Consider the following 16021-nt stretch of genomic DNA (forward strand, 5'->3'; position numbering starts at 1 on the left):
CCTACTTAACGGTGGTCACCCCAGCACGGGTGGCTGAAAATTGCTCCGGACCTCCCGCAGGGAGACAGACTCCAACTGCGACCGTGGGGTGCTCGTCAAACGCATGTTGATTGACGTAGAAGAGAATTTGACCGTCGGAGCCGCTGGGTCGCCACCCGGTGTTGTTGCTCGATGGTACGTTAGAGTTGCGGTGGTAGTAGTCAAAGTAGACGTCGCCGCGATACTGGCTCGGGCCGGCGTTAGGGGCACTCGCGCCCCAAGTGGTCTTGAGTTCGCCTCCGGCCACCCTCTTTGTGGTGGCGCGTATGTCAAACGGGAGTTGTGCCAGCGGACCTTCGGATACGGTGGTACCATCTCCGTAACGAATGCCGATCCAAAACCGTGGTTGCTCAGCGTTCTTGCGCCTAAGGTCGGCGTAGGACCATAGGTCGCTGGGCTGGCCGGTGACAAATAGGCCCGTGATCGACCGAGAGAGACTGGCCGACCAAAGTCGAAGGTAGGCGGCGATGGCATAAGGACAGGCTCGCCTTGGTTGGTCTCCCTTCCCATTCCTCACCGGCGGGCGATAGAGAGGTGAGTCTGCCAGTGGAGCGACTGCGTTGGCCCGGGCTTCGATACCGCTCCAGAAGTCCGCGTAAAAGCCCTCGCTCCCGGGTCGGTAATTTGCGAAAGTGAGGCTATCCAATAGTTCGGCGGCCTCAGTCAGATCGAGTGGAACATTGAGGATCCGGCCCCGCAGCACGTTGTCGACAGTGAGGTCGCTGGACGGCCGAACGAAGAGTCCAGCCACGATGTCTGCATTGGGATCCGCCCGCCGGCTGTCATTGATGACCGTAACGAAGGGGCGGGCCCCTGGTGATAGTGGAAGGTTACCCACGCCTGCGATCTTGCCTGTGGCTTCGAAATTGAGCCCCTGCAAGACGGTAGGTTTAGGCGCGTCGCTCATCATGCGCTCGGTAATGGCAGTTCGAACCGCTTCGTCGACATCGTGATAAGCACTGAAGAGGGAGAGTTGGTCGCTGGAGGCGAAGACGCGGCACAGCTCAATATATGACCCGCGGTAGCCGAACCAGCGCTGCATCTGCATCTGGGTGTCTGCCAACGGGTTGGACGATGAACGCTGAAACAACGCCGTGGTCATCCCTTCCAGTGTCAGTCCCCGCGCCATGACATTTCCTGAGACAAAGATCGTGCAAAGGTCGCGAGCGGCTTTCCATTTACCGGTTTCTGCATCCAGGGTCGGTGCGTATGCAGGGCGATCGTCAGCGTTAGGGTCGCTGTTAACCACTGCGATCCTAGTTCCAGGGATCACCTCCCTAACCAATAGGTCTTCGACCGTTTGCCAGTCCGGGAAACTCGCCGGTGGCAGGAGGTCGAACTCCTCCTCGATTACCGTGGCGGAGGCACGATACTTTTCAAGCCATTGCGCCCACGGGGCGGGGTCCGCCAGCAGTTGTTCCACCAAGGCGTGCGGAAGCCTGGCATCTCCCTCATCGAGCATATCTCGAGCCGTCGCTCGATCCTGAATCCCCGCCCAGATCAAGAGGTCCTCAGCACCCTTAAAGTGGTGCTGGATTGCTGCAGAAGGGTGATACAGCATCGAGTGCGGCGAAGTCGCGTTAGTAAGGGCTTCTTCCTTGGTGTCGAACTGCATTGAGAGTGCGGACGCTGGGCCGAGCTTTCCAGAGCGGTTTAGGCGGATGGCGCCCGCCACCAAAAACGCTCGAACGGCGTCGGCGAGGTCCTGCTGCACGGAGTTGGTGGTGGGCACGCAAAGTTTGGCTGCCTCCGCGCGGCGATAGAATACCTCACCGCCGGTGTAGCAAAAACGTATCCCAGCCGCCTCGGGGTAAGTCGATGAGCGAGGGGCGTTGAGATTGCCAGGGTCGGTCGCATCTACTGGATGGCCGACGTCAAGTGGCGTGCGAAGAGAGATCAGGAAGTCTCTTGGCGCTAGCGGGTTGTGATCCTCCTGAAGGAGGTTGGCCTGGGGGGTCGCCGTGTAGGCGATGTAGGTCGAGAATAGGTTTTCAGGCGAACCCTGTGGAGGATCCCAGAGGTTGGCGATCGCACGCGGGATTTGCTTCAGGTTGCCGTAAATGGGGTCCTGCGAGGACTCAACTATGGCATCGAGAATCGAGCCATCGTCGGCCTCATCGTCAAGTACGAGCATGTGGACGGGGCGACCGAGCTGCTCCACTTCTTTGAAAAAGTTGTCGCGGAGGCTTGCTCCTAAGGCATGCAGATGGTCGGCCTGCTTCATCGCTACGATGATAAGAGGCTTGCGCTGACGCAGCCGTTTTCGAACCTGTGCAGACGACAAACGGTAGGTGGTTGTCAGCGAGTGGGTCTGTTCTGACAGAGCGATGCCAGGCGCAGGACACAACAGGCGGCGTTTCACTTTCTGTGCGTTTTCCTCGCCAGAGTCCAGCTGCTGCAGCAGCCTCTCATAGGTCTGGCGCCACAAGGACAGGCGGGTTCCGGCGAGTACGACGATGATGTCGAGGCCGTTGTCGATGGCTAAGGCTGAGACACCCAGCATTGAAGCAGTCTTACCAGACTGGACCGAGCCCATAACGAGTCCCGTGCGCGAGCGGCGGAATGACCACTCGTCGGGCTTCGCGGTGTCGGCGGCCAATATTCCGCGCTGCAAGATGTAGCGAGAGTCTGCCTCAACTGCGGCACGCGCTGTGTCGGTCAAGCCGGCGAGTTGAGCCTTGTACCTCGCCCACCAAGATTCAGCCTCTTGGGGAGCGGGTGGATTGAAGTAGACGTGCTCGACGAGTGGGGAATGTCTTGCCACCGCTCTCAACTCTTCGGTTCGATGCGCATCCGCTGCAACGACGCGTACCCAGAGGTTCCGAACTGCAGACGCACTGCCTCAGCCGCTTTATCAGGGTCGATTTCCAATAGTTCGAGGAGACTTTTGCTGATCTTGGCGATGTAATCCCACTGGGTTTTGGTCTGCGTCTTTTCGGGGCGTTCCCAGTCCGCGGATTCCTTGCTCGCCGTTCGGATCGCATCGCCATTAGCCTCGATGCGGTCCTCGATGTCGTCTGGCGAGGCCGCTAAGGCCATGGCAATGCCAACGAGGGAACCTACGAGTTGGAGTTCCTGCCACTTGGCGCCCTTGCCACCATCCTTGAACTGATCAGACCACAACTCATCGTGCGATGAGTGGAGTTCGACAGCCTCTAGCAGCAGCGAGAACAGCTTCGTCAACGTCGGTGACTGGGCTAGCTTGTGGAACTTGTCTTTCTGAATCGCGATCAGCAACTGGTCGATGTTACGGCTAGTCGATGCCAAGTCTTTCCCACCGGTGTCATGTACCAGGACCGAGATGACCCATGCGAGAACCTTAGTGCGCTTGTAGCGCGTATCCCCAAAACCATAGCTCTTCAGCGCCTTACCGAGACGGTCAAGATCGGGGATGCCGGCAAGAGATTCAGCGATTTGGGCGACGTCACTGTTCGGGTCAGCGTCGCCGGCTGCGGCAAGGGTCGCGCGGGTAAGTTCGACCTCGTGGTAGACGGCGTTACGGATCTCTTCAGCATTCAGGTGTACGCCCTGCTTGTTGTAGAGGCGAAAGACCTCATGGATCTGGGCTTGACTGGCCTTAGTGTATTCGATGACGGGAATCTTGTACTGTGCCGTACCTTCGAACAAATACTCGACGGTGGTTTGCTCAGAAGCGACGTCGATCACCTGCCCCTTGATCTGAGTGTAGTACTTTCCGCGGAGAGGCTCGAGGTATGGGCCAACCAGCCCGCCGTCTCCGGTCGTTCGCAGCTTGAATGGAAAGTAGTATTCGTTCTCATCTGTGGATTTGAGTGGGCTACCTTCTAGCGCTTTCCACGCACGGCGGAACGCAGGATAATCGTCGTTGAAAAGATCTGTCAGATCCCTCTTGCCCTGGTCATCAAGACGTCCTTGAGCGTTGAACTTTTTATCTTTGTGCCGAGCGGAGACCTCCGCAACCTTCTGTTTTGCGACAGGGTGCTGTCCCACAAACCGGAGGATGGCCGTAAGCCTCTGCTTGCCGTCGACGACCTCATGCGGCGTGGAAGGTCCGGTTCGCAGCAAAATGATGGATGGCAAAGGTACGCCACGCAAGATGGACTCCAGCAGGGACTGACGGTCGCTGTTGGCCCATACATCACCACGCTGGTACGACGGCGTTAGGTTGGGCGCCCTCTTGGTGAGTTGATAGATCGGCCATACGTCTGCCTTCGCCGTGACCGGCTCCGGACTTGCCACTTCCTCGTTCCCGTCGATCTCGGCCCAAGCGTCAGCCCACGACTGGGTAGCGGTTCCGCGGTTAGCGCCCTTGGCCTCAAGTTCTTCAAGAAAATTTCCCTGAAGCCGTACGGCTGCCTCTACGCGCTCGTTTAGGCGTTCCAGCGCACGAAGACTTAGCTGCGGGTGGGCTGCTCCAGGAGCAAGTAGGTCGGCGGATTCAAGTTTGAATTCAGCGATTAGTGCCTGAAGGAATGGCTCACCGCCCGTGAGAGGGAGGTCCTCGCTCAGGCTCAGCCAGCCTTGAACCTCAACCAGTTTGTTCATCCACGCGTCAGAGGTAAAGTCGACGTCACCGCCGCTGAAAATTGACGAAACCGGGCGAACGCCGTTCGGCGCGTCAGAAGCCTCGGAGAGTGTTGCCAACCCGTCAGCGATACTCTCCAAGAAGGGGACCCGCGGGTCGTCTTCGTCGAAATCGTTTTCGTGTTCGATGTGATCAGTCATTCAGCAGCTCTTAACGGTTCGAGGTCAGAGGTGATGCTCGAGGTGGGCCGGATGAGCCCTTGCAACAACCGTTCGGCTATTGCTTTGACAACGCGAGCGTTCACTGCGTTCCCCAAGGCCTTGTACGCGTCGATGTCGGACGCGGGCAACTGGATGCCTCCGAGACTCTGAAGTTCAGCGCATTCGGCTGGCGTCATGTAACGACGTTCGCCGGCCAGGTTAGCACCGAGGATGGGCACTTGGGTCTGCGTGGAGGCGATGAGGCTTGGGGAGGTAGTGGGACGCTTGACCCGAAGCCCTGACGCACGCACCTGTAGCACGAAGTTGTCGATGTCACGGTCCTCACCTTGCGCGTTCCACTCCATCTTCTGGAAGCTAGACGGGAAGTTTTGTGGGCTCCATCTTGCGATCCAGGGATCGATCCAGTGGCGGTTGTCTTGGTAGAACTCCCGGTTTTGTCTGATAAAAGTCTTCTTCCACTGTGGGAAACTAAAGTCGCCCGAGCGGTTAGCGTGGCTAGGTATCCTCGTAAGTTGTTCCTCGAGCGAGCAGTCGAGGGACTGGCCGAAGCTGCCCTTGAAACCCATCTGGCTAAGACCCCGGACAGGTCTGCGAACCCAAACCCCTGCCGGAGTCTCGTCCAAGTAGGGATAGGTTGCCCCAAATTCCATCGACCAGATTGGGAAAGAAGGCAGCTTCAGCGAAGCCGGCGAGCGTCGTAGGAAGTCGCCCCACATGTCAATGGCTCGCAGCGTCTGTTCCGGGATGGCGCGCCCGGAATGCCCTTCTTGGCGCAGCACCCATTGGATTTCGGTTGGACCTTTATGCTTCGCGGGCCACTCATAATCATCGAGACCCTGTAGCGATCCTACAAAATATGCGCGGTCTCGCACCTGTGGAATGCCAAAATCGTGGGGCGAGAAGTGCTCTACTGCGACGGAGTAGCCGAGTTCCTCCAACAAGCGAATGATCGTAGTCTTGGTGCGGCCGCCGTCGTGTTTGAGGATATTGGGAACATTCTCCAAAATGAAATATAGTGGCCGCTTCACGCGCAAGATGTCGTGCACCTTGAAGAAGAGATTGCCCTGATTTGTGTCCTTAAAGCCCAGCTGGTCTCCTGCTTTAGAGAACGGTTGGCAAGGGAAGCCCGCGGTAAGGATGTGGTGATTGGGCACATTGAGGGCTATGACTTCGTCGCTGCTCAACTCATTGAGATCACCCCAAGCATCGACACCGAAGTTTACCTTATAGAGAGCCTTGAGTTTAGGCTCCCGCTCTGCAGCGAACACACCACGCCCCTTCAACTCATCAAGGGCGACGTGGAAGCCACCCAGGCCAGAGAAGAGGTCGACAAAACGGAAGGCCTCTTCACTGGTTCCCATATTTTTGCCCCCTACGTCTCTGCCTGAATGGGCGAGATTTCTCATGATTTGCTCAAGAATTTACATAGCCCCACTTCATGTTGTATGTCCATCAGTCTGTTGATCACCTGCTCTGACCCCCGATAACTCGTCCATCTGATGCTAGAGTCCGACCCAAGAAGAGGACCGGACCATGAAGAGATCGAAGTTCACCGAGGAACAGGTCATCGGCATCCTTAGAGAGCAGGACGCGGGTGCGAAGACGGCGGAGCTGTGCCGCCGGCACGGGATCAGCAGCGCGACGTTCTACGCCTGGAAGGCCAAGTTCGGCGGGATGGACGTGTCGGAGCGAAGCGGCTGAAGGCGCTTGAGGAGGAGATAGCCCGGCTGAAGCGGCTTCTGGCGGAGTCGCTGCTCGACCAGGCCGCGCTGAAGGATCTCCTGCCGCGAAAGTGGTAATCCGCCCTTCCTTCTGATGCGGTGGAGTATGAAAAACTCCGCAACTTGATCGACGCCGCCTGGTCAGCAAGGAGCGAACGTTCGATTTCTGTTCCTTCTTGCCGAACGCCACCGACGTCGGAGTGTTCAGGTCCTGACTGCGGAAAGTGCTTTATTGTCAGGGCTCTGCAAGAAATTCACCAAATGGGGGAAGTCATGAGGTTCAGAGAAAAGCCCGCCGAGAGAACGAATTTTGGGCCGATAGCTGCCACGGCAGTGTTCAGCCTGTTCTGCAAACCCCTTTGAAAACACGATAAAATCCGGCCGCAGCCGGATCGGGAGAAAGCTTTAGCGAGGGCAAGTGGCGGAGAGGGTGGGATTCGAACCCACGGAACCCGTGAAGGCTCAACGGTTTTCGAGACCGCCCCGTTCGACCACTCCGGCACCTCTCCGCGCTTTCTGGGTGGTGGCGGGGATTTAGACGGGCGGGGGTTGAAGCGCAAGGGCCTTCGGGCGAAAACCCGGAAAATTTTCAAAGCGAGGTCGCGCATGACAGGCAGGGCTGCAGGGCACGGACAGGGGACGCAGCCATGCCGCTGCTGATCGGTCCGCTGGCACATCCGCTGCTGCGCGCTCGTCTGGCGCCGCAGGCGGTCGAAGCGGGAACCGTAGCGGGCCGGCTGCGGGGCGGCGGCATGGCCGGCATCGCCGCCCGCGGCTGGCCGATGCTGGAACCGGGGCAGGGTGCTCTGCCGGTCTGGCGGACCGATTGGACGCCGGCGCTGCGCCGCTATGCCGCGATCTTCGCCTTGCAGCTGCAAGAACGCGATGGGCAGGAATTGCTGGGCCTTGGCGAACCGGCCGAAGACGCGCCCGAATGGCAGCCGGACCTGGCGGCCGCCATCGCCGGACGGCTGCTGGACCTGCCGAAAGACCGCTCGGCCGAGGCTGTCCGCCGCCGTTTGCCGATGATCGCGACCTGGGTAGCCTCGCGCCTGCGGGCCGAGGCCGAGAACCCCGGCCTTCCGCATGTCGGCCCTGACGGCAGTCCTCGCGCGCGCATCCGCTCGGTGGCCGAACCCTATGCCGCCTATTTCTCGGTCGAGGAGATCCGGCTGGAGCAGCGCCGCAACGACGGCGGCTGGACCGGGCCCCTGCTGCGGGCCGTCTTCGTTTCCGGCGATGCGACCGTGGTGCTGCCCTGGGATCCCCAGCGCGACCGGGTCATGCTGATCGATCAGCTGCGCGCCGGGCCGCTGGCGCGGGGCGATGCCCAGCCCTGGCTTTACGAGACCGTGGCGGGCCGGATCGACGCCGGCGAGACCCCCGAACAAGCCGCCCTGCGCGAGGCGGTCGAGGAAACCGGCATCGCCATCTCGCGCCTCATACCGGCGCCGCACAATTATCCCAGTCCGGGCGCGGTGGCCGAATATCTCTATCTCTACCTGGGCATCGCCGACCTGCCCGACGGCAGCGCCGGCCTGGGCGGGCTGGCCAGCGAGGACGAGGACATCCGCGCCCATCTGCTGCCGCGGGCCGAGCTGACGCGGATGGCGCTGGCCGGAGAGATCCGCAACGGCCCGCTTCTGAACCTGACCTTGTGGCTGGAGCTGCGCCACGCCGCGATCCGCGAGGAACTGGCCGCCGGGGGTTCGGGGTTGCCGCCGTCCGGCGCCGGCGTGTAAACCGGGCCGAACCTCTTGCGAAAGGCCACGCCATGCGCATCTGCCCCGATCTTGCCTCTGCCATCGGAAACACCCCGCTGATCCGGCTGCGCCGTGCCTCGGAAGAGACCGGCTGCGAGATCCTGGGCAAGGCCGAGTTCATGAATCCGGGCCAGTCGGTCAAGGACCGCGCCGCGCTTTATATCATCAAGGACGCCGTGGCGCGGGGCGAGCTGAAGCCCGGCGGCACCATCGTCGAGGGCACGGCGGGCAATACCGGCATCGGCCTGGCGCTGGTCGGCGCCTCGATGGGCTTTCGCAGCGTGATCGTGATTCCGGAAACCCAGAGCCAGGAAAAGAAGGACATGCTGCGGCTGGCCGGGGCCGAACTGGTCGAGGTGCCGGCGCAACCCTACAAGAACCCCAATAATTATGTGCGCTACTCCGGCCGCCTGGCCGAGCAACTGGCCCGGACCGAGCCGAACGGCGCCATCTGGGCCAACCAGTTCGACAATACCGCCAACCGCCAGGCGCATCTGGAAACCACCGGCCCCGAGATCTGGGAACAGACCGGCGGCAAGGTCGACGGCTTTGTCTGCGCCGTGGGCTCGGGCGGGACGCTGGCGGGCGTGGCCATGGCGCTGCAGCCCAAGGGCGTGAAGATCGGCCTTGCCGACCCCGAGGGCGCGGCGCTCTACAGCTTCTATACCGAGGGCGTCTTCGAGAGCCCCGGTTCCTCGATCACCGAGGGCATCGGCCAGGGCCGCATCACCGCCAACCTGGAGGGCTTTACCCCCGACATGGCCTGGCGCATCTCGGATGCCGAGGCGCTGCCGGTGATCTTCGACCTGCTCGCATACGAAGGGCTTTGCCTGGGCGGCTCTTCGGGCATCAACGTGGCCGGTGCGATCCGCATGGCGCGCGAGATGGGGCCGGGTCACACCATCGTGACGGTGCTGTGCGACTATGGCACGCGTTACCAGACCAAGCTGTTCAACCCCGAGTTCCTGCGCGCCAAGGGCCTGCCGGTGCCGGAATGGATGGCGCGCAAACCCGCCGATTTGCCCGAAGTGTTCGAGGACTGACCAGACCCATGCCCCGCCCCGCCGTCGCGCTGCGCCGCCTTGCCGCGCTGGTCACCGTCCTGTTCCTGGCCCTGGCGTGTTCGCTGCCGGCGGCGGCGCAGGACCAGCAGGCCCCGGATTTCAACGCCTGGAACAAGCTGGCCGACCAGGCCGAACAGATCCTGGAATCCGGCTCGGCCAACGACGCGCGGCTGCAGACCATCCGCGATGCGGTGGTGCAATGGCGCGAGCGGCTGAAGACGGCGCAGGGGCTCAATGCCACCCGCATCGCGACGCTGAAGGACCAGATCGCCGCGCTGGGTCCGCCCCCGGCCGAGGGCCAGACCGAATCCGACGATATCGCCGCCCGCCGCAAGGAGCTGAACGAGCAGCTCTCGACCCTGCAGGCGCCGGGTTTGCAGGCGGTCGAGGCCTATGGCCGCGCCGACGGCATCGTCACCCAGATCGACCAGACCATTCGCCAACGCCAGGCCCATGCGCTGATCCGAAAGACCTCCTCGCCGCTGAATCCGGCGAACTGGGGGCCGGCCATGGCCGAGGCGGGCCATGTCGGCCGCCAGATCTATGCCGAGGCGCGCGGCCGCTGGGACGACATCGGCGGGGTTTCGGGCTTTACCCAGCGGCTGCCGCTGATCGGCGGGCTGCTGCTGGCGGCGCTGTTGCTGCTGACGCGCGGCCGGCACTGGATCGATTCGCTGCCGTCGCGGCTGTCGGCCCGGGCGGGCGAGCGGTCGCGCGCGGCGCTGGTCTTTGGCGTGTCGCTGGGCCAGATCGCCATTCCGCTGATAGGGGTGATCCTGGCCGCGGGCACGCTGGTCGCCACCGATCTGTTCGACGACTGGGGCCTGCCGCTGCTGCGGTCGGTGCCGGGCGCGGGCCTGTCCTTCTTCGGCGGCCTCTGGCTGGCGCGACGGCTGTTCCCCGAGGAAGGCGGCTCCGGCCAGCTGCCGCTGCCGATGAGCGAAGCGCAACGCCGTCAGGCCCGGTTCCGGGCCACCCTGCTGGCGATGTCGCTGGCCCTGCATCAGCTGATCGCGCGCTCGATCCTGCCGCTGTCGGGCTTCAACAGCGAAAACGACACCAATACCGTCCCCGAGCGCCTGACCGAAGCCTCGGCCGGGGTCTGGCATTTCCTGCTGATCCTGTTCGGTGCCTTCTGCCTATTCCAGCTGACCAACCTGCTGCGCCGGCTGCGTCCGTCCGAAGTCTCGGACGTGCCGGACTATCGGGTGCGGATCGTGGCCTTCCTGGCCGTGATCGGCCGGCTGATCGCCTTGGCCGCGCCCATCGCGGCGGCGGCGGGCTATGTCACCGCCGCCAATGCGGCGCTGTGGTCCTCGGCTATGACGCTGGGGCTGGTCGGCCTGCTGATCGTGCTGCAGGATTTCATTGCCGACCTTTACGCGCTGGCCAAGGGCGGCGACCAGTCGGCGCGGGACGCGCTGATGCCGGCGCTGATCGGCTTTGCGCTGGTCCTGGCCTCGCTGCCGCTCTTCGCACTGATCTGGGGCGCGCGGCCCAGCGACCTGGCCGAGGCCTGGACCCGCGCCCAGCAGGGTTTCAGCCTGGGCGGCGTCAGCCTGTCGCCGATGGCGATTCTGACCTTCGTGCTGGTCTTTGCTGTCGGTTATTTCCTGACTAATTTCGTGCAGGGCGCCTTCCGCAGCTCGATCCTGCCCAAGACCCGGCTGGACGGGGGCGGGCAGAACGCGGTGGTGTCGATCATCGGCTATGTCGGGCTGGCGCTGGCGGCGGTCTTTGCCATCACCGCGGCGGGGATCAACCTGACCTCGCTGGCCTTCGTCGCCGGTGCCCTGTCGGTCGGCATCGGTTTCGGCATGCAGCAGGTGGTGTCGAACTTCGTCTCGGGCATCATCCTGCTGGTGGAACGCCCGATCGCGGTCGGCGACTGGATCGAGGTCGGCGGTCAGCAGGGCATCGTCAAGAAGATGGCGGTGCGCGCGACCCAGATCCAGACCTTCGACCGCACCGACGTGATCGTCCCGAACTCGAACCTGATCACCCAGCCGGTGACGAACTGGACCCGCGGCAGCCTGCAGGGCCGGATCATCGTGCCGATCACGGTGGGCGTCGGCTCGGACGGCCGCAGGGTCGCCGCCCTGCTGCGCGAGATCGCCGAGGACCAGCCGACCGTTCTGGTCAATCCGGCCCCCGCCGTCCTGCTGCGCAGCATCACCCCCACGGGGCAGAACTACGAGCTGCGCGCGATGCTTTCGGACATCAACGCCGGCGCCTCGGTCGTCTCCGAGATCAACCAGCAGATCCTGGAACGCTTCGCCGCCGAGGGGATCGTCCTGCCCGGCATCTCCAGGGGCGCGCAGGACATCTTCCTGCACCAGCCCGAGCCCGCGGCAGAGGAGCCGCCTGCCGCCATCCCCTCGACCCCGCCCGCCTCGAAGCCCGCCGACCGCGCCTCCGGCGACACCGCCCCGCAAGAGGCCGAAGGCCATACCGGGGCCGAGGACGGCCCCGCGGGCCAAGCGGACCGGCCATGAGCGTCCCGACCTTCCAGGGCGCGATTCCGGTGCTGCGCAGCTTCGACGAGGCCAAGGCGCGGGAATTCTACTGCGGCTTCCTGGGCTTCTCGGTTGGGTTCGAGCACCGCTTCGCCCCCGGCATGCCGCTATACTTCGAGGTCGAGCGTGCCGGGCTGAAGCTGCACATCTCGGAACATCACGGCGACGCCACCCCGGGCTCGACGGTCTTCGTCTGGATGCAGGGGATCGAGGCGTTGCATGCCGAGCTGACGGCACGGGACTATCCGAACAACCGCCCCGGTATCGAGACCGCGCCCTGGGGCCGCGAATTGCAGGTCATCGACCCTTTCGGCAACCGCATCCGCTTCTGCGAAAGCGCCTAGCCGCGCAGGCGGGGCTGGCGTGGCTCGGCCTCGGGGACGCCCTCTTGCGACAGCATGATCGCCACCGGCCGCAGCCATGGGATCTGCGCGCAGACGATCATCACCGCCACCATGATCGGCACCGCCAGGAAGGTGCCGGCGATGCCCCAGACCGCGCCCCAGAACGCGAGCGACAGCACGATCCCGAACGAGGACAGCCGCAGCGTCTGGCCCAGCAGCATCGGGTCGAAGATATTGCCGATGATGAAATGCACCGCCGTCGTCATCGTGCCGATGGCCAGGGTCGGCGCCGGATCCCCGGTCTGGGCCAGCACCATGGCGACGGTGATGACGGTCGCGATGATCGAGCCCAGCGTGGGGATGAAGTTCAGGATGAAGGTCAGCATCGCGACCGCGCCGGCCAGTTCCAGACCCCAGAAGCGGAAGATCAGCCAGATCAGCGCCGCCGTCACCGCGCTGATCGCCGCCTTGACCACCAGGTAGCGGTTCACCCGCCGCATGATGCGGCGCATGGTCTCCAGCATCTGCCGGGCCTGGGCGGGGTCCTTGGTCAGCCGCTCGATCTTGATCGGGAACCAGATCCGCTCGCTGAACATGAAGCCGACGAAGGTCAGGATCAGCACCGAGCCGGAAATCAGGTTCGAGGCCTGCGCCGCCGCCGACCGCAGCCAGCCGGCGAAGTCGATATTGCCCATGAAGGTGGCGATGGCCTCTTGCGCCTGCGGCCCCCAGCGCTGGCTCAGCCGGGCCAGCGCGGCCTGCGCGCGGTCGGCATAGGCGATCGAGATCGAGACCACCTCGTTCACCTGCGCCACCACCGCCGTCGCCGCCCATAAAAGGCCGACGGCGATGGCGATCAGCGCCAGCGTCGTCGCCAGCCAGTTCGGCACCTTCAGCCGCGCGAAGGCGGAAATCGCGTCCGAGGTCAGCGAGAAGATGATGATGGCGAAGACCAGGCAGATCAGGATGAAGCGCGCCTGCACCAGCAGCGCCAGGATCAGGCCGAAGGCGATCACGCCCAGAAAGCCGGTCTGCAACCGTTCCGCCAGCTGCGAGTCGCTTGGCCTCAATCCCGTCCCCGTGCCTTGGAACCGGGGCTGGGTGCCCCGGCCGGTTTACGCTTCGGGCTCATCCTCGCCGTTCTCGGCGATGCGGGCAACCGAAACCACGGTCTCGCCCTCGCCGGTGTTGAAGACGCGCACGCCCCCGGCGGTGCGCGAGCGGAAGCTGATGCCGTGGACCGGCACCCGGATCGACTGCCCGGTCGAGGTCGCCAGCATGATCTGGTCGTCGCGTTCCACCGGGAAGCTGGCGACCAGCGGCCCGCCGCGCATCGCCTTGTCCATGGCGGTGACGCCCTGGCCGCCGCGCCCGCGCAGCGGATAGTCGAAGCTGGAGCTGATCTTGCCGGCGCCCTTGGCGGTGATGGTCAGGATCAGGTCCTCGGCCGCCGACATCTCGGCATAGCGTTCCTGGGTGATCGCGGTGTCGGCGACGATTTCCTCGTCCTCGTCGGCCTCGGCGCCGTCATCCAGCGCCCCCTCGACGGCGCGGCGCATCTTCAGATAGGCGGCGCGTTCCTCAGACCCGGCCTCGAAATGCCGGATCACCGACATGCTGACCACGCGGTCACCGTCATTGACCAGCCGGATGCCGCGCACCCCGGTCGAATCGCGGCCCTTGAACACCCGCACGTCGGTGGTCTGGAAGCGGATCGCGCGCCCCGAGGCTGTGACCAGCATCACGTCGTCGCTTTCCGTCGCCATGCGGACGCCGATTAGTTCGACCCCTTCGGGCAGCTTCATCGCGATCTTGCCGTTGCGCATGACATTGGCGAAATCGGACAGCGCGTTGCGGCGCACGTCGCCCTGCGAGGTGGCAAAGACCACCTGGTAATCGTCCCATTCGCTTTGCGGGGCATCGACCGGCATCAGCGCGGCGATGGAAACGCCGGGCTGGATCGGCAGGATGTTGACGATGGCCTTGCCCTTGGCGGTGCGCCCCGCCAGCGGCAGCCGCCAGGTCTTGAGACGATAGACCATGCCGTCGGTGGTGAAGAACAAGAGTTCCGTATGCGTATTCGCCACGAACAGCGTGGTGACCACGTCGTCCTCTTTCGTGGCCATGCTGGCAAGGCCCTTGCCGCCGCGGCGCTGGCTGCGGAACTCGGCCAGGGCGGTGCGCTTGATATAGCCGCCCGAGGTGATGGTGACGACCATGTCCTCGCGCTCTATCAGGTCCTCGTCGTCCATGTCGCCGGCCCAGTCGGTGATCTCGGTCCGGCGGGGGACGGCGAAGAGGTTCTTCACCTCGATCAACTCGCCCGAGATGATGGCCATGATCCGCTCGCGCGAGGCGAGGATGGCCAGGAATTCGCGGATGGAATCGGCCAGCGATTTCAACTCGTCGGTGACTTCCTGCACGCCAAGCTGGGTCAGGCGTTGCAGGCGCAGTTCCAGGATGGCGCGGGCCTGGGTCTCGGACAGGTTATAGGTGCCGTCCTCGTTCACCGGATGCAGCGGATCGTCTATCAACCGCAGGTATTCGACGATCTCATGCGCCGGCCAGCGCCGCTCCATCAGCCGCGCCCGCGCCTCGGCGGCATCGGCGCTGCTACGGATCGTCGCCACCACCTCGTCGACGTTCGAGACCGCGACGGCGAGGCCGCAGAGCACATGCGCGCGTTCCCGCGCCTTGCGCAGCTCATAGGCGGTGCGGCGGGCGACAACCTCCTCGCGGAAGGCGATGAAATGGGTCAGGAAGTCGCGCAGGGTCAGCTGCTCGGGCCGGCCGCCGTTCAGCGCCAGCATGTTGCAGCCGAAGCTGGTCTGCATGGGCGTAAAGCGGAACAGCTGGTTCAGCACCACCTCGGCCGTTGCATCGCGCTTCAGCTCGATGACGACGCGGATGCCGACGCGGTCGGATTCGTCCTGGACATGGGCGATGCCCTCGACGCGCTTTTCCTTGGCGAGTTCCGCGATCTTCTCGATCAGCGTGGCCTTGTTCACCTGGTAGGGGATTTCGTCCAGCACGATCACCTGGCGGCCGCCGCGGCCTTCCTCGATCCGGGTCTTGGCGCGCATGACGACGCTGCCGCGGCCTTCCAGATAGGCCTTGCGGATGCCCGAGCGGCCCAGGATCACGCCGCCGGTCGGAAAGTCCGGGCCGGGCACGATCTCCATCAGCCGCTCGGTCGGCAGGTCCGGGTTCTCGATCAGCGCCAGCGTGGCGTCGCAGACCTCGCCCAGGTTGTGCGGCGGGATGTTCGTGGCCATGCCGACGGCGATGCCGCCGGCGCCGTTGACCAGCATGTTCGGGAAGCGCGCCGGCAGGACCGTCGGCTCGCGGTCCTTGCCGTCGTAGTTGTCCTGGAACTCGACCGTGTCCTTGTCGATGTCCATCATCAGATAGGCGGCGGGCTTGTCCATCCGCACCTCGGTATAGCGCATGGCCGCCGGGCTGTCGCCGTCCATGCTGCCGAAGTTGCCCTGGCCGTCCAGCAGCGGCAGGGACATGGAAAAGTCCTGCGCCATCCGCACCAGCGCGTCATAGATCGAGGCGTCGCCATGCGGGTGGTATTTCCCCATGGTGTCGCCGACCGGGCGCGCCGACTTGCGATAGGGCTTGTCGTGGGTGTTGCCGGTCTCGTGCATGGCAAACAGCACCCGGCGGTGCACCGGCTTCAGCCCGTCGCGCAGGTCCGGGATCGCCCGGCTGACGATCACCGACATGGCATAGTCCAGATACGAGGACCGCATCTCGCGCGAGATGTCGATCACCGGCCCGTCGTGATGCATCACGGCGCGTTCGGTCGAGCCGTTTTCCTGGGATTCGTCGTCGTTTTCGGGG

General features: G+C 63.8%; 9 protein-coding genes, 1 tRNA gene and 1 pseudogene. 5 read left to right on the top strand and 6 right to left on the bottom strand.

Annotated features, from left to right (window positions below; genetic code table 11):
• Window position 1: 1 nt before the first annotated feature.
• The 3 genes from JCM7685_RS07120 to JCM7685_RS07130 all read right to left on the bottom strand — a co-directional run bounded on the left by JCM7685_RS07120 (window position 2) and on the right by JCM7685_RS07130 (window position 6170).
• Entirely contained in the window at window positions 2–2575 is a 2574-nt protein-coding gene (locus JCM7685_RS07120; protein WP_197701069.1) for a Z1 domain-containing protein, read from the bottom strand.
• A gap of 233 nt (window positions 2576–2808) precedes the next feature.
• A complete protein-coding gene (locus JCM7685_RS07125; RefSeq protein WP_074970614.1) occupies window positions 2809–4743 on the bottom strand; it encodes a DUF262 domain-containing protein in 1935 nt (644 codons plus the stop codon).
• Window positions 4740–6170 carry a DNA cytosine methyltransferase gene (locus JCM7685_RS07130; RefSeq protein WP_197701070.1) on the bottom strand — a complete coding sequence of 477 codons (1431 nt, stop codon included), beginning with the start codon at window positions 6168–6170 and terminating at the stop codon, window positions 4740–4742. Before JCM7685_RS07130 ends, JCM7685_RS07125 begins: the two co-directional genes overlap by 4 nt.
• 127 nt (window positions 6171–6297) lie before the next feature.
• Here JCM7685_RS07130 and JCM7685_RS07135 point away from each other — a divergent pair.
• A pseudogene (locus JCM7685_RS07135) lies at window positions 6298–6557 on the top strand (transposase); the annotation flags it as partial.
• A gap of 347 nt (window positions 6558–6904) precedes the next feature.
• Here the strand turns inward: JCM7685_RS07135 and JCM7685_RS07140 are convergent.
• Window positions 6905–6994, bottom strand: a tRNA-Ser gene (locus tag JCM7685_RS07140).
• A gap of 138 nt (window positions 6995–7132) precedes the next feature.
• On the opposite strand from JCM7685_RS07140, the gene JCM7685_RS07145 reads away from it, so the two are divergent.
• From JCM7685_RS07145 to JCM7685_RS07160, 4 genes are read left to right on the top strand one after another with little or no spacing between them, the layout of a single operon-like run.
• On the top strand, window positions 7133–8227 hold the full coding sequence (locus JCM7685_RS07145; protein ID WP_074970618.1) for an NUDIX domain-containing protein: 1095 nt from the start codon (window positions 7133–7135) through the stop codon (window positions 8225–8227).
• Window positions 8228–8259: 32 nt separating this feature from the next.
• Window positions 8260–9291, top strand: coding sequence for a cysteine synthase A (locus tag JCM7685_RS07150; protein ID WP_074970620.1), 1032 nt, complete (start codon window positions 8260–8262; stop codon window positions 9289–9291).
• Window positions 9292–9299: 8 nt separating this feature from the next.
• Window positions 9300–11807 carry a DUF3772 domain-containing protein gene (locus JCM7685_RS07155; RefSeq protein ID WP_074970622.1) on the top strand — a complete coding sequence of 836 codons (2508 nt, stop codon included), beginning with the start codon at window positions 9300–9302 and terminating at the stop codon, window positions 11805–11807.
• Entirely contained in the window at window positions 11804–12172 is a 369-nt protein-coding gene (locus JCM7685_RS07160; protein ID WP_074970624.1) for a glyoxalase superfamily protein, read from the top strand. The genes JCM7685_RS07155 and JCM7685_RS07160 overlap by 4 nt, the downstream gene beginning before the upstream one ends.
• On the opposite strand, the gene JCM7685_RS07165 is transcribed toward JCM7685_RS07160, so the two are convergent.
• The gene (locus tag JCM7685_RS07165) at window positions 12169–13242 is read right to left on the bottom strand and encodes an AI-2E family transporter (protein WP_100526048.1); all 1074 of its coding nucleotides are present in this window, start codon (window positions 13240–13242) and stop codon (window positions 12169–12171) included. The two genes, JCM7685_RS07160 and JCM7685_RS07165, sit on opposite strands and share 4 nt — an antisense overlap.
• Window positions 13243–13287: 45 nt before the next feature.
• On the bottom strand, window positions 13288–15969 hold the full coding sequence (gyrA, locus tag JCM7685_RS07170; RefSeq protein ID WP_074970652.1) for a DNA gyrase subunit A: 2682 nt from the start codon (window positions 15967–15969) through the stop codon (window positions 13288–13290).
• Window positions 15970–16021 lie beyond the last annotated feature (52 nt).

It is taken from the genome of Paracoccus aminovorans (genome assembly GCF_900005615.1).
Classification (GTDB): domain Bacteria; phylum Pseudomonadota; class Alphaproteobacteria; order Rhodobacterales; family Rhodobacteraceae; genus Paracoccus; species Paracoccus aminovorans.